The organism is Hyphomicrobium sp. GJ21 (assembly GCF_001006785.1).
GTDB lineage: Bacteria > Pseudomonadota > Alphaproteobacteria > Rhizobiales > Hyphomicrobiaceae > Hyphomicrobium_B.
The window spans coordinates 437,035-458,249 of the sequence record NZ_CDHO01000001.1 but is presented as its reverse complement, the minus strand read 5'-3'; the positions used below and the strand labels follow the sequence as shown (position 1 = coordinate 458,249).

The following is a 21,215-nucleotide window of genomic DNA, read 5'->3' as shown; positions in this document are numbered from 1 at the left end:
GCCAGGCGAACACCTATCGCGCCGGCACCCCAAGGGCGCCGACGGGCTCTCTTCTCTAGATCGTTGCGCGTTTGGCCATGTACGGCCCCGTCTTGAGCGCGAAGCGACTTCGCGGCTTAGCGGCGAATACCGTGCTTTTCGATGATCTTCTGATAACGCGCGTTGTCCTTGCTCTTCACGTAGTCGAGCAGCTGACGGCGCTGGCTGACCATCTTCAGCAGCCCGCGACGCGAGTGATTGTCTTTCTTGTGCAGCTTGAAATGCTCGGTCAGCTCGTTGATGCGATGCGTCAGCACTGCAATCTGGACTTCCGGCGAGCCGGTGTCGTTGGACTTCGTCGCGTTGCCCTTGATGACAGCCGTTTTCGCCTCACGGCGGTGAGGTGCGATCTGCGACATCGGTAGCTCCTTTCGAATTGGAGTGGGAAAAAAGCGGCCACGGCCGGGATGTCGTCCAGCGGGGTCGCAAATGAAAGCCGCGCGAAAGTGCGAGCACCCCGCGCGGTCGGCGCTACTTATACACGAAACCCGCCCAGTTGCGAGATGCCCAGACACTTTTAATTTTTGTTATATTTCAATAATTTAGGTCGCATCTGAGCAAGCGAGCGCCAGCGATAGCACCGCCATGTCGACGCCAGGGTCGTCGCCATCCGCGATGATCCAGCTTGCCGAAAGCCCAGCCCAGGCCACGATCCAGTCGAGCAGCCGACGGCGATCGAGGCCCGCGGCCGCGCTAACGCTCGCAACCCTCTGATGAAAAATGTCCGTCCTGACGGCAACAGCGGGCTCCGGCTGCTCGATGTCGGGATTGCAGAAAATATTCGCGTAATCGAACCCGCGCTCGCCCCAGAGTCCTTTGGGATCGATGGCGAGCCAGCCGCGCGGACCGAAGTCGAGAACATTCTCGTGGTGGACGTCGCCATGTAGCGCCACGACGTCTTGCGGCTCGGCCAGTAGCTTTCGCGCCATTGCCGCCGAACGTGCGAGCTGATCGGTGAGGTGTGCCGACGCAAGAAGCGGCTCGAACCATTCCAGCAACGACGTCAGCTGCGGCGCAGGCTCACGGCGCGACGCATGGAGTTCGGCAATCACGTCACAGAGAACACGCGTAGCTTCGACGTCTTGCTCGCCTTGCGACATCGCGAGAAGGCTTCGAGCACCCGTCGCACGTTCGAGCAGGAGAGCCTTGTCATCGACTGCAAAAACGCGCGCCGCACCCTGACCTTGCCACCAGACCATCACCGCCGCGCCTTCGGCCGCTTCCGCCGTCAACGCGACGCGCAGCATCGCTGGGCGGTCACGGTGACGAACCGAAAGCAGCTTCGCGGTACGCGTCAAAATCTCGGCGCCGTCTGGCACGAGGTCCCATTCACGGAGATAATGCTGGAAGTCCGCGTCTCCGCACAAACCAGGCAATCTCCTTTGGGACGAGGACGATTCAGCCGAGATTGAACACGCGCGTCGGATGCAGCGCGCCCTTCGCAAGTTCACCGAGCGCGATCAGACGACCTTTGGAGGTTGCATAAGCCGGCCCCGAAAGGATCGGGGCATCACGTCCCCGGATCAACACCGTCTGGCCCCGTGCGAGACTTGCGGCGTCGCTTTGCGACACGAGCAGTTCCGGCAAATCGGCGAGCGCCGCTTCGACGGGTTGCAGAAAGCGCAACAACTGCTCGGCATCGTTCGCCTCCGATGCCGCCTTCAAATCATCCATCGCAACAGCGATCGCTTCGTCGAACGGACCGACCTGCGTCCGCCGCAACGCGATGACGTGCCCGTAGCAGCCGAGCAGACGGCCCATGTCGCGCGCCAGCGCACGCACATACGTTCCCTTGCCGCAACGCGCCTCGAACACGCTCGTCGCCGCATCCGGCATGTCGACCAGCTGCAGACTGTCGATGAAAACCGGACGCGCATTGAGCACGACCGTTTCTCCGTCACGCGCGAGATCGTAAGCCCGCGCCCCGTCGACCTTGATCGCCGAATAGGCGGGCGGCACCTGCATGATCTCGCCGTGAAACTGCGGCAGCAACGCTTCGATGCTTGCCCGATCCGGACGCTGATCGCTGGTGTTCGAAATCGCGCCTTCGGTATCGTCCGTTTCGGTTTCCGCGCCCCAGCGCACCGTGAAGCGATACGCCTTCTCGCCGTCGACCGCGAACGAAACGGTCTTCGTCGCCTCCCCGAGCGCGATCGGCAGAATGCCCGTCGCCAGCGGATCGAGCGTTCCCGAATGCCCCGCCTTCTGTGCATTGAAAACGCGCCGGACGATGCCGACGGCCTGCGTCGACGTCATGTTCTGAGGCTTATCGAGCACCAGCCAGCCATGAACCGGTGAACCCTTTTTGCGGCGTCCCATCGATCTTATTTCCCCGTATCCCGTCGTACTTTTTCGCTATCGAGCAACCGGTCGATGCGCGTCGCTTCTTCAAATGTCTCGTCCTCGCGGAATCTGAGATCCGGCGCGTAGCGAAGATTGAGCGTATGCGCGACCTCGGCGCGAATGTATTTCTTGTTGCGCGTCAGCGCCTCAATCACCGGCTTCACGTCATTGCCGCCGAGCGGCATCACGTACACGGTTGCGAGTTTCAGATCAGGTGACAGCCGCACTTCCGGAATCGTGATGACGTGCGAGGCGAGCACGTCATCGTGAATTTCGCCGCGCGACAGCATCTCAGCGATCTTATGCCGGATGAGTTCGCCAACGCGGAGCATTCGCTGCGACGGCGCTTTCGACGGAAGGGTTTTGTGTTTTGATCGCATGGCCAGATCCTTCTTCAAGCCTCGGCGCTGCTAGACAATCGCTCGGATAAATCGGCGAAGGCAGTCTTGTCGTCGCGCGATGCGAACGCCCTGAGCGGCACGATGAGCGCCGATCGCGGCGTCAGACATAAAAAAACGTGATCCGCCGTCTCGATCACTTTCGCGATGAGAGCCCAGCCGAAATCACGGACCGAGGCGTCGTTCGTGACCCGAAGTCCAGATTCTGACACATCGATTCCGGTCTCGTCGGACGGCAGCTTTGCGCGCGCGATGCGCCAGTTCGTGCGCAGCGTCAACACCAGCGTGATAAAAGCATAGGCGACGGCGGCTGCCGCAACGGCCAGCACGATATGGCGGTAGTCCGCCAATGATTGCGGAACGAGCGCACCGAGTTCATCCTCGAACGCTCCAAGCCCGGCGCCCAAGACGAAAAACACGCCGAAAAACGCGAGCACGCCCCCTCGCGAAAATTCACGCGGCAAACGTTCGTACGCCGCGATATCAGCGCGCGTCAGTCGGAACGATAATTTGAGGGGTAACTCGATCGCTTCTGTCATCTTCCGACCGCCGCGGACTTGAACCACGAACGGCCTCTTATCTCAGATCATACAAAATTCGGCCCGAAAAAGCCGACCGGCCGCTGTGGGAAGCCACGCCCTCGCGGAGCAGGTCCGTGCGTTTCACAACGCACGGAAGCCCGCGTGAGCGACTACAAACTTCTCGCGATCGTCTCGACCTGGAAGCACTCGATCTGATCGCCTTCGCGAATGTCCTGATAGTTCGCGAACGACATGCCGCATTCCTGCCCCGCAACGACTTCCTTCACGTCGTCCTTGAAGCGCTTCAGGATCGCAAGCGTGCCCTCGTGAATGACGACGTTGTCGCGCAGCAGACGAACTTTGGCGCCGCGTTCGACCTTGCCCTCGGTGACCTGGCAGCCCGCGACCTTGCCGACCTTCGAGATATTGAAGACCTGCTTGATGGACGCGTAGCCGAGGAACACCTCGCGCTTCGTCGGAGCGAGAAGACCCGACATCGCCGCTTTCACTTCATCGACGAGATCGTAGATGATGTTGTAGTAGCGGATTTCGATGCCCTGGTTATCGGCCGCCTGCTTCGCCTGCGCATTGGCGCGGACGTTGAAGCCGATGACGACGGCCTTCGAAGCCGCCGCAAGCGCGATGTCCGACTCGGTGATGCCGCCGACGCCCGAATGCACGAGGCGCGCTTCGACTTCGTCGTTGCCGACCTTGCGCAGCGCGCCCGCGATCGCCTCGACCGAACCCTGCACGTCGCCCTTGACGACAAGCGGGAATTCCTTGCGCTCGGCGTCCTTGAGCTGCTGCATCATCTGCTCGAGCGTGCTCTTCGAGCCTGCCGAACCCAGCGTCTCGCGGCGCTTGCGGACGCGATAATCCGTCAGCTCGCGCGCACGCGCTTCGTTCTCGACGACGGCGAATTGATCGCCTGCTTCCGGAGCCGAGTCGAAGCCCAGCACCTCGACCGGCACCGACGGCCCGGCTGTATCGATGTTCGCGCCATGATCGTCGAGCAGCGCTCTGACACGGCCCCAAGCCGTACCGGCGACGATGATATCGCCGACGTGGAGCGTGCCGCGCTGAACGAGAACCGTACCAACGGGACCACGTCCGCGCTCGAGTTTCGCTTCGATGACGATGCCTTCGGCGGTACGCGTCGGGTTCGCCTTGAGGTCGAGAATTTCGGCCTGCAGATGGATCGCTTCAAGCAGCTTGTCGAGGTTCGTCCGCTTCAGCGCCGACACGGGCACTTCGAGCGTTTCGCCACCCATGCTTTCGACAACGATTTCCTGCGACAGAAGATCGGTGCGAACGCGATTGGGATCGGCCTGCGGCTTATCGATCTTGTTGATCGCAACGATGATCGGAACCTTCGCGGCCTTGGCGTGATTGATCGCCTCGACCGTCTGCGGCATGACGCCGTCGTCGGCCGCAACGACCAGAACGACGATGTCCGTCACCTTGGCACCGCGCGCACGCATGGCGGTGAACGCTTCGTGGCCCGGCGTATCGATGAACGTGATCTTATCGCCGTTCGAGGCTTTGACCTGATACGCGCCGATGTGCTGCGTGATGCCGCCGGCTTCGCCCGCGACGACATTCGCGGACCGGATCGCATCGAGCAGCGACGTCTTGCCGTGGTCGACGTGCCCCATGATCGTGACGACGGGAGCGCGCGACTCGAGCGCCGCATCGTCGGCATCGACATCGCCGACGAAACCGATTTCGACGTCGGCTTCCGAGACGCGCTTCGACGTATGGCCGAATTCCTGCACGATGAGTTCCGCCGTGTCGGCATCGAGCACGTCGGTAATTTTATGCATCGCGCCTTGCTGCATCAAATATTTGATGAGATCGACGGCGCGCTCCGCCATGCGGTTCGAGAGTTCCTGGATCGTGATCGCTTCCGGAATGACGACCTCGCGAGCGATTTTTTCGCGCGGCTGCTGAATGCCCATGGCTTTCAGCTTTTCCTTCTCGCGCTTGCGCTTCAGCGACGCGAGCGAGCGAACCTGAGCTTCACGATCGAAGTTCGTGATCGTCAGCTTCTGACGCTGGCGGCCGTCGTCATTCGTCTTGACGGCGGGACGCGGCACCTTGGCGCCGCCGGGACCGCGCTTGCGGCTATCGTCTTCCTCCACCTGTTCGCGGGCGGCAACCACGGGCCGCGCCGGACGAACCGGCTTCTCGATCGTCGTTGCATCGGCGGGAGCCGCACCGCGGCGCGGCGGCACCGGCAGTTCGATCTCGCGCGGGCGTCCAGCTTCACGCGGCATGTAGGCCGTGTTGCCGGTCGGGCGAGCGCCCTGTCTTTGATAAGGCGGACGGCCACCATCGCGCGACGGCGGCGAATTGTTGTCACGACGCGGCTCACGCGGCGCGGGAGATGCCGTCTCGCGAGCGACAGGCGCGGGCGCAGCTTCAGCCGGCTTCGTTGCGGCAGGCGGCGCAGCAGCGGGCGGAGCGCTTTGTACCGGCGCTTCTTCGACGCGCGGCTCGGGCTCAGGCGGACGCACCGGTTCGAAACGAACAGGCTCCGCTTCGACACGCGTCGTGCTTTCCGCACGCGCAGCAGCGAGTGCGCGCTCGCGTGCCGCGCGCTCTTCGTTCGAAAGCGTGCGTGCCTGCGCTGGATTCGATGCTTGCTGTCGCGGCGCCGGAGCGGACGGCGCTCTTACCGGCGGCGGAGGCGCTTCAGCCGGCGCCGGACCCGGCGCAGCTTCGCCTTCAGGCCCGGATCCGAAGCGCCGCGTCTTCTTCTTCTCGACGACGACAGACTTCGATCGCCCGTGGCTGAAGTTCTGCCGCACATGCCCAGACTCGACCGTTCGCTGCAGCGACAGCGGCTTGCGCGCTCCAACGCGAATGGTCTTATCGGTCTGGTCGTTCGAATCCGTCATGCGTTGTCCGTTCAGCCTTCGCTTTGCGTTTCAGAAAATCCATTGCCGGCCTCTGTCGCCGAGGACCGGTAACGCGTCAGGCGTTCCGCTTCCTCGAGAAACCGATCCGACAGGCCTCCGGGTGTGAGGGCAGCATGTACCACACTTCCGCGGCCAATAGCCAAGCTCATTTGATCGATCGTCAGAACATCGACAATCGCGGCAGTAAGTCCCCGAGATGCCTGAATAGCCTTAAATTTCCGGTCGATCTTGGACCGCCCGTCTGGCGACGCCTCTGCCCCGTGCAGCACCACAGCCACAGGTCCCTTGTCCAAAGCCGCCGAGACTTTCTCGAAGCCCGACACCGCCAAACCCGCCTTATTTGCGAGCGAAAGCGTGCCCATGAGGCGCTTAACCATCAGGCCATCGACACGCTCGGCGAGGTCAGATGAAGCCTCGGCACGCGTCTTCAGGCTCTTCGCGAACGTATTGGCTTTGACGGCTTTTTCAACAAGCCGACGGTCGCAGCCGACCCAGACGCCGCGCCCGGGCAGGCGGCGTTCGAGATCGGGGACGACGGTGCTGTCAGGCGACAGCACGAACCGGATCAGAAGGCGCGGATCAAGGCTTTGCCGCGAGACGGCGCACATGCGCTCGGACCCGGAGGCGTTGTCGCCCCGGTCCGACGCTGGCTGGTCTTGCCGCTCTACCATCACGCGCGCTGTCTGCTCCTCCGAACATTCCCTTAGCCCTGAGAGCCGGCGTCTTCCGACGCGGCTTCAGGTTCGCCTTCCGCAGGCTTCTGCAGGTCTTCCGCCTTGATCCAGCCGGCATGAACGCGCGCCGCCATGATCATGTTCTCGACATCGGTTCGCGACAGCTCGAAGCCATCGAGGAAGCCCTTGTGCTTGACGGGCTCGGTGTCCTTGTCCTTTTTGCGATCCGTCCAGCCGACGAGTTCGTCGGTTGCGCAGTCCGCGAAATCTTCGACGGTCTTGATGCCGTTCTCGCCGAGTGCCACCATCATCGCGGTGTTGATGCCGGGGATTTCCGCAAGCTCGTCTGCAACGCCGAGTTCACGACGCTTCGCATCGCGCTCCGCTTCCTGCTGCTCGATGAATTCACGCGCGCGGATCTGGATCTGCTCCGCCGTACCTTCGTCAAAACCTTCGATGTGGGCGATCTCCGAAATATCGACATAAGCAACTTCTTCGACGCTCGCGAAGCCTTCCGTTACCAGAAGCTGCGCGATGACTTCGTCGACGTCGAGCGCATCCATAAGGAGCTGCGTGCGTTCCGCGAATTCCTTCTGACGCCGCTCGCTCTCTTCCTGTTCCGTCAGGATGTCGATGTCCCAGCCCGTGAGCTGCGACGCGAGCCGCACGTTCTGACCACGACGGCCGATCGCAAGCGACAGCTGCGCTTCCGGAACGACGACCTCGATGCGGTTGGAATCTTCGTCGAGGACGACCTTGGTGACTTCAGCAGGCGCCAGCGCGTTGACGATGAAGCTCGCCGCATCCGGGTTCCACTGGATGATGTCGACCTTCTCGCCCTGCAGCTCGTTGACGACCGCCTGCACGCGCGCACCGCGCATACCGACGCAGGCGCCGACCGGATCGATCGATGAATCCTTCGAGATCACCGCGATTTTCGCGCGGCTGCCCGGATCGCGTGCGACCGACTTGATCTCGACGACACCGTCGTAAATTTCCGGCACTTCAGCGCGGAACAGCGACGACATGAACTCCGGACGCGCACGCGTCAGAAAAATCTGCGGGCCGCGCTGCTCGCGACGCACGTCATAGATGAAAGCACGGATGCGATCGCCGAGGCGAACGTTCTCGCGCGGGATCATTTCATCGCGGCGGATGATGCCTTCGGCGCGACCAAGATCGACGATGACGTTGCCGTATTCGACGCGTTTGACAGTGCCGTTCGTCGTGTCGCCGACGCGATCCTTGTACTCGGCGAACTGCCGGTCACGCTCGGCCTCGCGCACCTTCTGCACGATGACCTGCTTGGCGTTCTGCGCGGCGACGCGGCCGAACTCCAGCGGTGGCAGCGTCTCGGCGATCATGTCGCCGGCTTTGGCTTCCGGGTTGCGCTTCTTCGCGTCTTCGACCGTGATCTGCGTCGCATCGTTCTCGACGGCTTCGACAACGGCGAGCACGCGCGTCAGCTTCGCTTCGCCCGTCTTCGGATCAATCTCGCAGCGGATGTCGTTCTCCGCGCCATAGCGCGACTTGGCGGCTTTCTGGATGGCATCTTCCATCGCCTCGATGACGATCTTCTTGTCGATCGTCTTCTCGCGCGCGACAGCGTCGGCAATTTGCAAAAGCTCAAGCCGGTTGGCGCTGATGCCTGCCATGGCCATGGGATCAATCCTCCAGATCGTCTTCGTCGAGTTCGGCGCCGTCGCCGGGCCGGTCAGAGTGTCGTTTCTTGGCGCGGGCGAGAGCTTCGCGGATGAGTTCATCCGTCAGCACCAGCCGCGCATCCGAGATCAAATGCACCGGCAGCCCGAGATGCTGGATGCCGTGCTCGCCCGTATCGGCTTCGATGCGAACTTCGCCATCCTCGAAGCCTTCGAGCATACCTTTGAATTTCCTGCGTCCGCCAACAGCCTCGGTCAATTCGATCTTGGCTTCGTGACCGGACCAGTCTTCGAAATCGCTTGGCCGAACGAGCGGACGGTCGATACCGGGCGACGAGACTTCCAGGCGATAGGCACCCGAGACGGGATCGGCGACATCGAGTACCGGCGAAACCTGCTTCGAGATCATCTCACAGTCGTCGATGGTAATCGAACCGTCGGGGCGCTCCGCCATCAGCTGCACGATTCTGTCGGCCGTCGCGCCGCCGCCTTGCACTTTCACGCGCACCAGGCGGAAGCCCAGATCTTCGAGCACAGGTTCGACGATCGCGGCGACCTCGGCTGCAACGCCCGTTTCGCGCAGAAAACGGCGCGTGTCGGGGCCGCTGTCTTCAAGCGGTGCGTTGCTGGCGATCGGGTCTTGCAATGGCGGTCCTGAGCTAAAGTCCGTTTGGAGCGGGCCCGGAGGTCCACTCTCAATTTGATCATCGAGTTATTGGAATGACTGCTAGATAGGCGAAGTCGAGCCAACACGCAAGGCTCGAACGCCCTCAGGCCCTCAAAAAGCGGAAATAATAGCGTCGCCGCCCGGCTTCGGCGGCCTTGGATTCATATTTGGTTTCGACCCAGTCGGCGGGTTGCACGCGCCAATCGTCCGGCCCTTCAGCCTGCCAAATAAAGCGCGGTTCAAGCTGGAAAGCCTCGAGCATCGTCCGCGCGTAGTCGCCGATATCCGTCGCGATCCGAAGCTCGGCATTGGGCTTCAGCACCCGCGCCAGCAGGTCGAGCAACGAAGAATTAACCAGGCGCCGCTTTCGGTGCTTCCGCTTCGGCCAGGGGTCCGGAAACAGAACGAACGCACGATCGAGAGAGCTTGGCGCCAGTTGACGCAGCACGTCGCGCACATCGCCCATGTGAACGCGGATGTTCTTGCGGCCGTCGTCCTCGATGGCCGTCAGCACCTTGATGACGCCATCCTCATACGGCTCGCAGCCGATGAGCAGGGCCTGCGGATTGCGCCGTGCCTGCTCCAGCAAATGCTCGCCGCCGCCGAAGCCGATCTCGAGCCAAGTCTGAACCGCCTCGGGCAATGACTGCGGATCGACGGCGACGCGGGGAAGCACGTCACGCAACAGCGCGGCCTGACGCGCGCTCGGCTTCCGCCCCCGGCGCCGCCCGTAGGATCGAAGCTCACGCTCGTGATCGTCGTTTTCGTCAACGTCGCCAGTCACGACCTGCGTCACCATTCCACCCACGTCATGGCCGCCCATGAGGCGGCCATCCAGGGCTAAGTTATGAACGTTATCGCCTTGGCTCTAGGTCAAGCCCGGCCATGGAGCGAGGTCCGTAGATCGTCTAAGAGCCAAGAAAAACGGCCGCTTTCGCAGCCGTTTCCGTTAAACGAACTTACCGATGTCCTTAGCCGACGGCCTTGGCGATCTTCGGCGCGAGGTCGGTGCGCTCCCACGAGAAGCCGCCGTCCTTGTCAGCCGGACGTCCGAAGTGACCGTAGGCCGACGTCCGCGCATAAATCGGCTTGTTGAGATCGAGATGCGCGCGAATTCCCCGCGGCGTCAGATCCATGACGGTGCCGAGAGCCGCTTCGATCGCAGCTTCGTCGACTTTGCCGGTGCCGTGCGTATCGACGTAGATCGACAGCGGCTTCGCAACGCCGATCGCGTAGGCGAGCTGGATCGTGCAGCGATCCGCGATACCCGACGCAACGACGTTCTTCGCGAGATAGCGCGCAGCGTATGCCGCCGAACGGTCGACCTTCGTCGGGTCCTTGCCGGAGAACGCGCCGCCGCCGTGCGGAGCCGCACCGCCGTACGTATCGACGATGATCTTGCGCCCCGTGAGACCGGTGTCGCCGTCCGGACCACCAATGAAAAACTTGCCCGTCGGGTTGATGTGCCAGATCGTATCCTTGCCGATCCAGCCCTCAGGCAGCGCCTTGTGAACGTAGGGCTCGACAATCTCGCGCACCTGACGCGAGCTGAGCTCTTCGTCGATATGCTGGTGCGAGACGACGATCTGCGTCACGCCGACCGGCTTGCCGTCTTCGTAACGCACCGTCACCTGGCTCTTCGAATCCGGACCGAGCTTCGCGGCATCGCCGACTTTGCCCTTCCGCGCGGCCGCGAGATCGAAAAGAATTTTGTGCGCGTAATAGATCGGCGCCGGCATCAGCTCCGGCGTCTCGTTGCAGGCATAGCCGAACATGATGCCCTGATCGCCCGCGCCTTCTTCCTGGTTCGTCGGCTGCTTGGCATCGACGCCCTGTGCAATGTCGGACGACTGCGAATGCAGCAGGACTTCAATATTGCAGTTCGCCCAATGGAAGCCGTCCTGCTCGTAGCCGATGTCCTTGATGGCATTGCGCGTGATCGCTTCGATCGCCGCAACCGTCACGTCGCGCGGGCCGCGCGATTCACCAGCGATGATGACGCGATTGGTCGTCGCCAGCGTCTCGCAGGCGGCGCGGATGCTCCACGGATCGAGGCCTTCTTTCTGGCCTTCGCGATAGAACGCGTCGACGACTTCATCCGAGATACGGTCGCAGACTTTGTCCGGGTGGCCCTCGGAAACGGACTCGCTTGTGAAGAGGAAAGACTTTCGCGCCACTTTGGCCCCCATGTTGAAGGAACTTGCTTCCGATGTGCCTAACGGAAGGCAGAGCCGATGTAGCAGGTGCCGACCTTCGGAAAAGCGCCGGTTTGTCGCAGTCCCGGCTTTCGCGGTCAAGTTCACGGACACGAAGCCGTTCGCCCGATCCACGACCGAATGTTATTCGCGAAATTCGCAAGCCGCGTCAGAATAGCGGAGGCGCAGCTTGCTCAGCTCTCCTCGCCCGCGAGCGAGCGCACGAGATCGACGATCGAGCGGCGAACCTTCGGATCGGAAATCCGCGCAAAAGCTTTGTTCAGTTCCAGGCCTTCGCGCGTCCCGAGGAAATCGACGACGTAGCTTTCGCCGGGCTGCTCCGCGAAACCCGCAATCACATTGCCCGTCGTCTGCACACCCGACGGCGCTTCGTCATAGAAAAATTGCACGGGCACGCCGAGCACCTTCGCCAGGTCGAAAAGACGGCTGGCGCCGATGCGATTCACGCCCTTCTCGTATTTCTGAACCTGCTGGAATGTGAGACCCAGGTGCTCGCCGAGCTTTTCCTGGCTCATGCCAAGCAACATGCGGCGCAGCCGGACGCGCGAGCCAACGTGGACGTCCATAGGGTTAGCACGGCGCGATCCGCGTGCAACTTCCTCGCTCGATTCTTCTACGATCAAAATGTCGTCCGCCATCGCTCTACAGCCAACAGTAAAACCCAAGATAGCTTGCACACTTCCTAGGTGTACGCATGACCAAGGTCAATCGCCGAGCGATGCCGTGACAAGTTGCCCGCAAATCCTTGATTAACGGCGTAATTTCGCGGAAATGGCCGCCATCATCGAAAATGCCGCAAGAACAAGCGCCAGCATCCAGTCTCCCGCCCTGGCGTAGACCGGCGGCGTCAACGCCTGAGGAAGGCCGCTATCGATGACGCCACGGACGTCGAGACCGAGCGTTTGCAGCGCCCGGCCGTAGGGATCGACGACAGCCGAAATCCCGTTATTGGCGGCGCGGATGAGCGGAACGCCTTCTTCCACCGCGCGGATGCGGGATTGGTGGAAGTGCTGGTAAGGCCCGGTCGACTGCCCGAACCAGCCGTCATTCGTGACGTTGAGGAGCACTCCCGGACGTGCCGCACCCTGTACGACTTCGCCGCCGAACAATGCTTCATAGCAGACGAGCCCCAGCGCCGGCGGCAGCCCGGGAATGGTCATCAGCGGCCGCGGCGTAACGCCCTCGCCAAACGCACCGCGCCCATGCGTCAGCTTCTCGATGCCGATATGCGACAGCGCCGATTCCAGTGGCACATATTCGCCGAACGGCACGAGCTTGATCTTGTCGTAGATGGCATCGACCTTCGCCGCGTCGTTGAATACGAGAATGCTGTTCAGAACGCGCGTGCCGGGAAGCAGCCGCCGGTCGGGCCCAAGCGGCGGATCGTGCCGGATCCCGCCCGTGATCAGCGTCGTGCCCTGCGGTAGCATCGCCGCAAGCATGTCGAGCGCGGTCGGCGTCTCCAGCGGAAAGAACGGCATCGCCGCTTCCGGCCATACGAGATGCGTGATCCCGGCGAGCGAATCCGTTTCGCCCTTCGGGTTGGCGAGCGACAGCGCGATGTGATCGTTGAAGATCCGGCGCTGGTACTCCGCCATCCATTTCTCGCGCTGTGGCACGCTCGGTTGAACGATGCGCAGCTTGACGTCGGGCACGAAGGCTTCCGGCGCTGAAAGCCGCCAGGCGCCATACAGGCAAAGGGCCGCGATCGGAGCAACACCCACGGCGATCGCGCGTGCAACGTCCCCGAAACGCAATCGCTCGTCCCTGTCCGCCATCATCACCAAAGGCGCCGGAAAAACGAAAGCCGCGATCGCGGTCAGACCATAGGCTCCGAACAGCGCCGCGCTTTGCATCAGCGGCAGCGGATACGTCAGCGAATAACCGAGCACGTTCCACGGAAACCCCGTCAGAACATGTCCGCGCAGCCATTCGACGACGCCGAGCGCAACTGCGAACACGAAAACCCGCGCCAGACCCGGCAGCCAGAACCTACGCGCCAGCGCCGCCGCCGCGGCCCAGAATAGCGCGAGGCCAGCGGGCAGCAGCGTCACCGCGAACGGCAGCAGCCACGCGAACTTATCCGCTTCGACGAGAAACGCTTCCCCGACCCAAAACAGATTGCAGAAGAAATAGCCGAAGCCGAACAGCCATCCGGCGCTTGCGGCGCGCCGCCATCCGGGGCTTGCGTCGATCAGCCAGACGAATACCGGGAGCGTCAGGAATAGCACCGGAAAGGCGAAGATCGGCGCGAACGCCAATGCAGAAAGCCCGCCCGCCGCGATCGCCACCGCCGCGCGCTTCCAGCCGCTGAGCCCCATCACGCGCGCGCGTACAGCTGCCAGCGCCGGCATCGGCGACGCTGCACGCATTGTCTGGCTCGGCGCCTCCATCACGCCTTCGGCGCTTCGGCTGATGCCTTCGTGCTTTGCGGCAGCGCGCGCGCCGGATGAATTTTGACTTTCTTCACGCGCCGCGGATCGGCATCGAGAATCTCGAACTCGATGCCCGACGGATGATGGATCAGCTCGCCGCGCGCCGGAACACGGCCGAGCATCGAGAAGATCAGGCCGCCGAGCGTATCGACGTCGCTTTCCTCATCTTCCGGCGTCAGCTTCAGCTTGAGATGCTTTTCGAGTTCCTCGATCTCCGTGCGTCCCGCGGCCACGACGCCGAGCTTCGGATCGGACACGATGTTGATTTCCTCATCGTCGTCGTGTTCGTCCTCGATGTTTCCGACGACCTGCTCGACGAGGTCTTCGATCGTGACTAGTCCGTCCGTCCCGCCGTACTCGTCGACGACCAGCGCCATGTGAATGCGCGTCGACTGCATGCGGATCAGCAGGTCTACGGCGGGCATGGACGGCGGCACATAGAGGATCTGACGGCGGATTTTCACAGTGGTGATCGGCCGGTTGAGATCGATGTTCTGCAGTACAATTTTGCCCGCAACCGGAGCATCCTCCCCGCCCTCGATCTTGCCCGACCGCACCGGACGGCCCGAGGCTTCCGCCATGAACCACCGGAACAGATCCTTAATGTGGATCATGCCGCGCGGATCATCGAGCGTTTCGCGGAATAGCGGAATGCGCGAGACGCCCGCTTCCTCGAACGTTTCGAGGAGTTCGGCGATCGACTCGTTTTCATCGAGCGCCGTGATCTCGGCCCGCGGCACCATCAGCTCGACGACGCGGCTCGACCCGAAACGCAGCAGGCGTTCCAGCATCTTGCGTTCGGTGTCGGTGAAACTCGTCGACGCATCGGTTTTGAGCGCCCCTTCGAGCGCATCACGGACGCTCTGCGGAACGGCGAAACCGAGCTTCGCGCGGAGAATGTTCAGCCAGGTGGAAACGCTGGACTGGCGACCTCCTTCGGAAAGGATGTCGGATGTCGATTTGTCGTGTGTTCGGTCAGTCATAGCCATGTATCGGGGGGATGGTCAGCCACTTGTACCGGTTTCCAGTGCGCCCGTGTAGGGATTTGCGACGCCAAGCCTTGAAAGAATAGAAATTTCAATGGCTTCCATCTGCTCGGCTTCATCCGCTGACATGTGATCGAAGCCAAAAAGGTGCAGAATCCCATGGACGACGAGATGTTGCAGATGGTGCTCGGGCGGAACGCCTTGCTCGTCAGCCTCGCGCCGGACCGTCTCCGCCGCCAGGATGACGTCGCCGATGAAATCGTCGGGCGCGCCCTCTCCCGCCGGGAACGACAGGACGTTCGTCGGCTTCGGCTTGCCACGGAATTGCCCGTTCAAGACTTCGACGCTGGCGTCGGACGACAATGCGACGGCGACGAGGCCGGAACCATCGCTGTCGCCCAGTTCCTGAGCGACGGCAGCAGCGGCGCGCGCGATCAGGTCTGGCGCATCAGGTAACGACGACCAGTCGCCATCGTCTTCGACGACATCAACCTCGATAACGCGAGGTATGCCCGGTTGTGGAGGTTCCGACATCAGCCGGTCTTCGGCTTTTCGTAGGCGTCGACGATCTTCGCGACGAGATCGCGGCGCACGATGTCCTGAGCCTCGAACCGCACGATGGAGATATCGTCGACATTCGAGAGGAGGTCGACGGCTTCCACGAGCCCCGATTTCGTCCCGAACGGCAAATCGATCTGCGACGGGTCCCCCGTCACGACCATCTTCGAGCCTTCGCCGATACGCGTCAGGAACATTTTCATCTGCATGCTGGTCGTGTTCTGCGCTTCGTCGAGGATCACGAAGGCATTCGAGAGCGTGCGCCCGCGCATGAACGCCAGCGGGGCGATTTCGACGACGCCCGTCTCAATGTCGCGCTCGACCTTTTCCGGCGGCAGAACGTCATAAAGCGCGTCGTAAAGCGGCCTAAGATAGGGATCGACCTTGTCGCGCATGTCACCCGGCAGAAAGCCCAGCCGCTCGCCCGCTTCGACCGCCGGTCGCGACAGGATGATGCGCTCGACCAGTCCGCGCTCAAGGCAATGTGCGGCGAACGCAACGGCGATGTACGTCTTGCCGGTACCTGCCGGGCCAAGACCGAAAACCAAGTCCTTTTTGTCGATCGCCCGGATATAGGTGCTTTGCGTCGGAGTGCGCGCCTTGACGACCTTGCGTCGCGTCGCGACCTGCGCCTGCCCGTCGCTTGCAGTGTCCTCGGAGCGCGAATGGCGGATCAACCCGTCGATGTCGCCGGCTCCGATCGTTTCGCCCTTAGCAATACGGGCATAAAGCTTTTCCAGAACGCCGCGCGCAATCTCGCAGGAGTTCGCCGGGCCAGTCAGAATAACAACATTCCCGTGAGCGTGCGCGTTGATACCCAGGCGGTCTTCGATCAGTGCGAGATGGCTATCGTATTCGCCCAGCAATTGCGTGAGCAGGCGATTGTCTTCAAAGGGCACGACGACGCGAGCGGTTTCCTGTTCCGGCTTGTTGGGCCGTCTCGACGCTGGCGCGGACGCCCCGCGAAATGCTGCCAATCCCGACACTCCTTTTGACGTCAATCGAATCGACCAAGCCCACCGACGTTACCATGCGCCCAGCGCGCCCGGCACCGGCTCCCTGTGGTTAACCCACCATATCAGGAGGCCGAACGGGAGTCATATTATGCCGCCGAAATGACACCCGAAAGGCTCGACCGGCGGGTTTCGTTGACGGCGACATTGGCCGTTTTTCCGATCAGATCGCCATCCCCTGCGGCATGAACGAGCTGGAGATAGGGCGTCCGGCCGACAAATTCCCCGGCCTCGCGCCCCTTGCGCTCGAACAGGACCGGAACAACCCCGCCGAGGCTCTGGGCGTTGAACGAAACCTGCTGCGCATCGAGAACGGCCTGCAGCCGCAGCAGCCGCTCGGACTTCACCGCCTCGTCGAGCTGGTCACCATGTCCAGCGGCTGGCGTTCCGGGGCGCGCGCTGTATTTGAACGAGAACGCCTGCGCGAAGCCCACCGCCTCGATCAGCGCGATCGTATCCTCGGCATCCTGCTCCGTCTCGCCGGGAAAGCCGACGATAAAATCGCTCGACAGCGCGATGTCGGGACGCGCCTTTCGGATGCGCGCAATAAGATCGACGTACTCCGCCGCCGTATGTTTTCGGTTCATCTTCGCGAGTATGCGATCGGACCCCGATTGCACCGGCAGATGCAGGAACGGCATCAGCTGCGGCACGTCCGCGTGCGCGGCGATCAGATCATCGCTCATGTCGCGCGGATGGCTGGTCATGTAGCGGATGCGTTCGACGCCTTCGATGGCAGCGAGCGTCCGGATCAGATCGGCGAGGCTCGCCGTTCGTCCATCCGCGCCTTCGCCATGATAGGCGTTGACGTTTTGGCCGAGGAGAACGAGCTCTTTCGCGCCTGCACGGGCAAGCTCGCGCGCTTCCGCTTCGATTTTCGCAACCGATCGCGAGTATTCCGAACCGCGCGTGTACGGCACGACGCAGAACGTGCAGAACTTATCGCAGCCTTCCTGGATCGTCAGAAACGCCGACGGCGACGAGATGCGGCGCGGCGCCTTCATGCGCGCGAACTTCTCGTCTCCCGGAAATTCCGTTTCGACGATGTGCTTGCGATCGACCGTCGTGCGCGCAATGAGTTCCGGCAACCGATGATAGCTCTGCGGCCCGATCACCAGATCGACGGCCGGCTGCCGCGCCGTGATCTCCGGTCCTTCGGCTTGCGCAACACAACCCGCAACCGCGATCACCGTGTTCTTGCCGTCCTTGGCGCGCTCGTTTTTCACGTCGCGGATGCGGCCGAGTTCCGAATAGACCTTCTCCGCCGCCTTCTCGCGGATATGGCAGGTGTTGAGAATAACGAGATCGGCGCCATCGACGTCGGACGTTTCGGAATACCCATCGCGCGCCAGCGCTTCCGCCATGCGCTCGCTGTCGTAGACATTCATCTGACAGCCGAAGGTCTTCAGAAAATAGGTTTTGCGTTCGGGACGGTTCACGTCTTGAGATCAGCCGACAAAAGGTTGCAACAGGAACGTTCGAACGACGCGCATAGCACAAAAGCGGCCATTCATGTCCATTTGTCGCTTTTTCGCACCGGTGCCGCGACCTTGGTGCGCCGGGCTTCCTGCGAAGGTTCGACCGGCACCAAGTCACCATCCGGCCGCCCGCGCAAAATGGCCAGGACATCCCGGCGAATGGCGCGTTCGCTCTTCAGAGCCAGATCCTTGCGATCCTTGAAATCCGTGAGCGGCACCGGCGGCCCAACCTTGATCGTGACCGTGATCGCCCCCGACTTCAAAACTCCCCAGGCGTGCGACGTCATTTCCATGTCGCCATACCACCCGATCCGCGGCCGCTCCGCGCGCGTGACGGGGACGCCATGCATGTGCGTGTAAACGACCGCCGCCGTCTGCACGACGACCGGCTCGGCCGCCGGCACCGTCGCGCCCGCAACCGCGCCGAACAAAGACGTCTTGAACGGCAGCACACGATTGCCGTCGCTCGACGTTCCCTCCGGGAACAGAACGATCGTATCGCCCTGCTGCAACCGCATCGTGATCGCGTTCGCCGCATTCCCCGCCGCGAGCCGCCGCGTCCGGTCGACGAACACCGAACGCTGCAGCCGCGCCAACGCGGAGACGAACGGCCAGCTTCCGACTTCGAGCTTCGCGACGAATGACACCGGCGCCAACGCCGAGAGCACGGGAATATCGAGCCAGGATGTGTGATTGCAAACGAGCAGAACCGGCGCGCCTTTCGCGACGCTGCCCTCGATGTTGAGCTTCACGCCGAGAAGACGGCACACCTGCCTGTGATACCAGTGCGGAAAGCGGCGTGCGGCTCTGTCGGAAACCCGAAGCAATATCGCCTGCACCGGCATCAATGGCACCGTCAGCCCGAAAAACGCGGCTAGCACGGCGGAAGCACGCAGCGATCCCGTTGCCATCGGCGTCACTCGCCCTTGCGACCCGCCGTTTTCTTCTTCGCGATCGGCACGCCGTAAAGCTCGAGACGATGCCCGACGAGTTCGAACCCGAGTTCGCGTGCGACGCGCTCCTGCAAGGCTTCGATTTCGGCGTTGGAGAACTCGATCACCTGCCCGGTCTCGACATTGAGAAGATGATCGTGATGATTGCCCATCGTCGTCTCGTAGCGACCGCGTCCGTGGCCGAAGTCGTGCCGCTCGAGGATTCCTTTCGCGGCAAAAAGTTTCAGCGTCCGATAGACGGTTGAAAGCGAAATGCGCGGATCGACGGAATGCGCGCGCCGATGCACTTCCTCGACGTCGGGATGATCGGTCGCCGCGGAAAGCACCTGCGCGATCACGCGGCGTTGTCCCGTCATGCGCAGGCCATACTCGGCGCAGCGGGATTCAATAGGCGTAAGGCTTTTCGCGCGTCTCGCGGACATGGCATCCGGCATCAAAATGAGGCGGCTCTCAGTCTGTGAATCGCTGGGACTTCATCGCGTTATAGGCAGCCGCAGGGCGCCGCGTCTATACGGGGCTTGCCGGCCGGTCTTCGCTAAAGCGTCCAGGCGAGCGTCAAGGCATCGACAGGCTCCGCGCCAGCCCGATGATAATACCGTTTGCGCCGTCCGACCTCGGCAAATCCGAGCTTCTGGTAGAGCGCCCGCGCCGCGTCGTTATCTTCCGCAACATCGAGAAAAATGCGCTTCGCGTCGCCCCGGCGCGCCGCACGCGCGAGCCCTTCGAGCAATCCGGCCGCAACACCCGCGCGCTGCCAGTTCGGCGCCACGCCGATCGAAAGTATTTCTGCTTCATCCGCTGCGAGCTGTCCGATAACGAATCCGATGACCGCTTTCGGCGACCCCGCAACGGCGATCAGCGACGTCGCGGCTGGATGCTCGAGCAGCCCCTTGATCGCCGCCGCATCCCACGGAGGATCGAAGAGTTTCGCGTGCAGCGCCGCGATTTCTTCGGCCCGCTCCGGCGCGGCCCAAAGCATGCTGGCGTGTTTGACGTTGCGAAACGGCGTGACGTTGGAACTCATACCCCCGCTCCGACGAACGGACTGGGGGCCGGAGGCTTTGCGTCGGGCGGACGCAGGTAAAGCGGGCTGACCGACGCCGATGTCGGCAGTTCGGCAGCCATGAACAGCAGATCAAACGCGTCTGGCAAAAGCCCCGGCAGGATGGCGGTCGCCTCGACGCCCAACTGCCGCGCTGCCGCGGCGAGCGCTTCAGCTCCCGACCCCGCGATGACGATCGGTGACGATCCAAGCCCGCGCGCGGCATCCTCGATGGCTGCGCACTGCGGTCCGCCGACGCTCTTCAGCGAGTGCCGGTCGAAGACCTCGAAATAGACCTCGCCGCGCCGCGCATCGGTGGCGATCGCAACATGCCGCGTGGGCGCCGCTGGAATGAACGAACTCATCGCCATCAGTCGCAGGCTGGACACGGCGACGAACTCGGCTCCTGTCGCAAGCGCAAAGGCGCGCGCCGCTGAAACACAAATACGCGTCCCCGTGAATGTCCCAGGCCCACAGGTCACGGCGATACGGTCGAGCGCAGGGAACTCCAGGTTCGCCTCGCCCATGACGGTCTGCACCATAGGAAACAGATGTTCCGCATGCCCCTTTTGCATCGCCTCGAATGCAAACGAGATCGCCGGAGTGAGCGTCCGCAGCCCCCTCCCGGCAGCCACCGAGCACGCATCAAAACAGGTATCGATCGAAAGAATATTCATCCTTAGGCAGACTATAGGATCCTGGCGATTTCGTCGAAATTAAATCTTGGAGAGCGCGGATAGACACCGGCCGGATCACCGTAACCAAGATTACAAAGAAAATTCGACCTTATGTCCGTTCCGGCAAAAAACTCGGCATCGACCCCAGCATTACTAAATCCCGACATTGGGCCGCAATCGAGCCCCAATGCACGCGCCGCCAGAATGAAATAGCCGCCTTGCAACGTGCCGTTGCGAAATGCCGTCGTATCGGCATGCTCTTTCTTTCCGACAAACCAGCTTTTGGCATCTGCGGGCGGATATAGCCTAGGCAAATACTCATAGAACTTGAGATCGTAGGCGAGAATAGCGGTCGCCGGCGCCGCCATCGTTTTCGCGACGTTGCCTGCGCTGAGATGCGGCTTGAGGCGGTCTTTCGCCTCTTTCGATTTGACGAAAACAATTCGAACCGGCGAGCAATTGGCACTCGTCGGCGCCCATTTCATATGGTCGACAATTTGCGCCAGGAGTTCATCGGGCACCTCGCGCGGTAGCCATTTATTGTTCGTGCGCGCCTTGTCGAACAATTGATCGAGCGCCGCGCTATCCAGTGGCTCCGCCATCAAGCCGTCTCCATCGCAAAGCAGACATAAA

Annotated in this window: 22 protein-coding genes; all 22 read right to left on the bottom strand. The window is 62.3% G+C overall.

Features of this window, described 5'->3' with window-relative positions; translation table 11 throughout:
• Positions 1-116: 116 nt before the first annotated feature.
• The 22 genes from rpsO to HYPGJ_RS02130 all read right to left on the bottom strand — a co-directional run bounded on the left by rpsO (position 117) and on the right by HYPGJ_RS02130 (position 21,184).
• Positions 117-398: a 30S ribosomal protein S15 gene (gene rpsO, locus HYPGJ_RS02235; RefSeq protein WP_013217451.1), complete on the bottom strand. Its 282-nt coding sequence runs from the start codon at positions 396-398 to the stop codon at positions 117-119.
• A 183-nt stretch (positions 399-581) separates the two neighbouring features.
• Complete coding sequence (locus tag HYPGJ_RS02230; protein WP_046845652.1) at positions 582-1,406, bottom strand: aminoglycoside phosphotransferase family protein; 825 nt, start codon at positions 1,404-1,406, stop codon at positions 582-584.
• 31 nt (positions 1,407-1,437) lie between these two features.
• Positions 1,438-2,358, bottom strand: coding sequence for a tRNA pseudouridine(55) synthase TruB (truB, locus tag HYPGJ_RS02225; RefSeq protein ID WP_046845651.1), 921 nt, complete (start codon positions 2,356-2,358; stop codon positions 1,438-1,440).
• A gap of 5 nt (positions 2,359-2,363) precedes the next feature.
• A complete protein-coding gene (gene rbfA, locus HYPGJ_RS02220; RefSeq protein WP_013217448.1) occupies positions 2,364-2,762 on the bottom strand; it encodes a 30S ribosome-binding factor RbfA in 399 nt (132 codons plus the stop codon).
• 14 nt (positions 2,763-2,776) lie between these two features.
• Positions 2,777-3,319 (bottom strand): YcxB family protein, encoded by a 543-nt coding sequence (locus HYPGJ_RS02215; protein ID WP_143440472.1) that lies wholly within the window; start codon positions 3,317-3,319, stop codon positions 2,777-2,779.
• Positions 3,320-3,471: 152 nt separating this feature from the next.
• The gene (gene infB, locus HYPGJ_RS02210; RefSeq protein WP_046845649.1) at positions 3,472-6,201 is read right to left on the bottom strand and encodes a translation initiation factor IF-2; all 2,730 of its coding nucleotides are present in this window, start codon (positions 6,199-6,201) and stop codon (positions 3,472-3,474) included.
• Between the two features lie 11 nt (positions 6,202-6,212).
• A complete protein-coding gene (locus tag HYPGJ_RS02205; RefSeq protein WP_046845648.1) occupies positions 6,213-6,893 on the bottom strand; it encodes an RNA-binding protein in 681 nt (226 codons plus the stop codon).
• Positions 6,894-6,925: 32 nt separating this feature from the next.
• Entirely contained in the window at positions 6,926-8,557 is a 1,632-nt protein-coding gene (gene nusA / locus HYPGJ_RS02200; protein ID WP_013217444.1) for a transcription termination factor NusA, read from the bottom strand.
• A 4-nt stretch (positions 8,558-8,561) separates the two neighbouring features.
• On the bottom strand, positions 8,562-9,203 hold the full coding sequence (gene rimP / locus HYPGJ_RS02195; protein WP_046845647.1) for a ribosome maturation factor RimP: 642 nt from the start codon (positions 9,201-9,203) through the stop codon (positions 8,562-8,564).
• Positions 9,204-9,327: 124 nt separating this feature from the next.
• A complete protein-coding gene (gene trmB, locus HYPGJ_RS02190) occupies positions 9,328-10,047 on the bottom strand; it encodes a tRNA (guanosine(46)-N7)-methyltransferase TrmB (protein ID WP_244465979.1) in 720 nt (239 codons plus the stop codon).
• A 148-nt stretch (positions 10,048-10,195) separates the two neighbouring features.
• A complete protein-coding gene (metK, locus tag HYPGJ_RS02185) occupies positions 10,196-11,413 on the bottom strand; it encodes a methionine adenosyltransferase (protein WP_046845826.1) in 1,218 nt (405 codons plus the stop codon).
• 200 nt (positions 11,414-11,613) lie between these two features.
• On the bottom strand, positions 11,614-12,078 hold the full coding sequence (locus HYPGJ_RS02180; RefSeq protein ID WP_013217440.1) for a helix-turn-helix transcriptional regulator: 465 nt from the start codon (positions 12,076-12,078) through the stop codon (positions 11,614-11,616).
• 111 nt (positions 12,079-12,189) lie between these two features.
• On the bottom strand, positions 12,190-13,812 hold the full coding sequence (gene lnt, locus HYPGJ_RS02175) for an apolipoprotein N-acyltransferase (protein ID WP_244465978.1): 1,623 nt from the start codon (positions 13,810-13,812) through the stop codon (positions 12,190-12,192).
• A 20-nt stretch (positions 13,813-13,832) separates the two neighbouring features.
• A complete protein-coding gene (locus HYPGJ_RS02170; RefSeq protein WP_244465977.1) occupies positions 13,833-14,858 on the bottom strand; it encodes a hemolysin family protein in 1,026 nt (341 codons plus the stop codon).
• A gap of 21 nt (positions 14,859-14,879) precedes the next feature.
• Entirely contained in the window at positions 14,880-15,395 is a 516-nt protein-coding gene (gene ybeY / locus HYPGJ_RS02165; protein WP_046845645.1) for an rRNA maturation RNase YbeY, read from the bottom strand.
• A complete protein-coding gene (locus HYPGJ_RS02160; protein WP_013217436.1) occupies positions 15,395-16,396 on the bottom strand; it encodes a PhoH family protein in 1,002 nt (333 codons plus the stop codon). The genes ybeY and HYPGJ_RS02160 overlap by 1 nt, the downstream gene beginning before the upstream one ends.
• A gap of 125 nt (positions 16,397-16,521) precedes the next feature.
• Complete coding sequence (gene miaB / locus HYPGJ_RS02155) at positions 16,522-17,871, bottom strand: tRNA (N6-isopentenyl adenosine(37)-C2)-methylthiotransferase MiaB (RefSeq protein WP_052750760.1); 1,350 nt, start codon at positions 17,869-17,871, stop codon at positions 16,522-16,524.
• A 71-nt stretch (positions 17,872-17,942) separates the two neighbouring features.
• Positions 17,943-18,821: a lysophospholipid acyltransferase family protein gene (locus tag HYPGJ_RS02150; RefSeq protein WP_046845823.1), complete on the bottom strand. Its 879-nt coding sequence runs from the start codon at positions 18,819-18,821 to the stop codon at positions 17,943-17,945.
• Between the two features lie 5 nt (positions 18,822-18,826).
• Entirely contained in the window at positions 18,827-19,285 is a 459-nt protein-coding gene (locus HYPGJ_RS02145) for a Fur family transcriptional regulator (RefSeq protein ID WP_046845822.1), read from the bottom strand.
• Between the two features lie 113 nt (positions 19,286-19,398).
• Positions 19,399-19,887 (bottom strand): ribosomal protein S18-alanine N-acetyltransferase, encoded by a 489-nt coding sequence (gene rimI, locus HYPGJ_RS02140; RefSeq protein WP_046845644.1) that lies wholly within the window; start codon positions 19,885-19,887, stop codon positions 19,399-19,401.
• On the bottom strand, positions 19,884-20,582 hold the full coding sequence (gene tsaB / locus HYPGJ_RS02135) for a tRNA (adenosine(37)-N6)-threonylcarbamoyltransferase complex dimerization subunit type 1 TsaB (protein ID WP_046845643.1): 699 nt from the start codon (positions 20,580-20,582) through the stop codon (positions 19,884-19,886). The genes rimI and tsaB overlap by 4 nt, the downstream gene beginning before the upstream one ends.
• Positions 20,583-20,593: 11 nt before the next feature.
• Positions 20,594-21,184 (bottom strand): malonic semialdehyde reductase, encoded by a 591-nt coding sequence (locus HYPGJ_RS02130; protein ID WP_046845642.1) that lies wholly within the window; start codon positions 21,182-21,184, stop codon positions 20,594-20,596.
• Positions 21,185-21,215: the final 31 nt, after the last annotated feature.

Coding starts and splice junctions, on each gene's coding strand:
- rpsO (WP_013217451.1), bottom strand. CDS start 398: ATGTCGCAGATCGCACCTCACCGCCGTGAGGCGAAAACGGCTGTCATC.
- truB (WP_046845651.1), bottom strand. CDS start 2,358: ATGGGACGCCGCAAAAAGGGTTCACCGGTTCATGGCTGGCTGGTGCTC.
- rbfA (WP_013217448.1), bottom strand. CDS start 2,762: ATGCGATCAAAACACAAAACCCTTCCGTCGAAAGCGCCGTCGCAGCGA.
- HYPGJ_RS02215 (WP_143440472.1), bottom strand. CDS start 3,319: ATGACAGAAGCGATCGAGTTACCCCTCAAATTATCGTTCCGACTGACG.
- infB (WP_046845649.1), bottom strand. CDS start 6,201: ATGACGGATTCGAACGACCAGACCGATAAGACCATTCGCGTTGGAGCG.
- HYPGJ_RS02205 (WP_046845648.1), bottom strand. CDS start 6,893: ATGGTAGAGCGGCAAGACCAGCCAGCGTCGGACCGGGGCGACAACGCC.
- nusA (WP_013217444.1), bottom strand. CDS start 8,557: ATGGCCATGGCAGGCATCAGCGCCAACCGGCTTGAGCTTTTGCAAATT.
- trmB (WP_244465979.1), bottom strand. CDS start 10,047: ATGGGCGGCCATGACGTGGGTGGAATGGTGACGCAGGTCGTGACTGGC.
- metK (WP_046845826.1), bottom strand. CDS start 11,413: ATGGGGGCCAAAGTGGCGCGAAAGTCTTTCCTCTTCACAAGCGAGTCC.
- HYPGJ_RS02180 (WP_013217440.1), bottom strand. CDS start 12,078: ATGGCGGACGACATTTTGATCGTAGAAGAATCGAGCGAGGAAGTTGCA.
- lnt (WP_244465978.1), bottom strand. CDS start 13,812: ATGCGTGCAGCGTCGCCGATGCCGGCGCTGGCAGCTGTACGCGCGCGC.
- HYPGJ_RS02170 (WP_244465977.1), bottom strand. CDS start 14,858: ATGACTGACCGAACACACGACAAATCGACATCCGACATCCTTTCCGAA.
- ybeY (WP_046845645.1), bottom strand. CDS start 15,395: ATGTCGGAACCTCCACAACCGGGCATACCTCGCGTTATCGAGGTTGAT.
- HYPGJ_RS02150 (WP_046845823.1), bottom strand. CDS start 18,821: ATGGCAACGGGATCGCTGCGTGCTTCCGCCGTGCTAGCCGCGTTTTTC.
- HYPGJ_RS02145 (WP_046845822.1), bottom strand. CDS start 19,285: ATGTCCGCGAGACGCGCGAAAAGCCTTACGCCTATTGAATCCCGCTGC.
- rimI (WP_046845644.1), bottom strand. CDS start 19,887: ATGAGTTCCAACGTCACGCCGTTTCGCAACGTCAAACACGCCAGCATG.
- tsaB (WP_046845643.1), bottom strand. CDS start 20,582: ATGAATATTCTTTCGATCGATACCTGTTTTGATGCGTGCTCGGTGGCT.
- HYPGJ_RS02130 (WP_046845642.1), bottom strand. CDS start 21,184: ATGGCGGAGCCACTGGATAGCGCGGCGCTCGATCAATTGTTCGACAAG.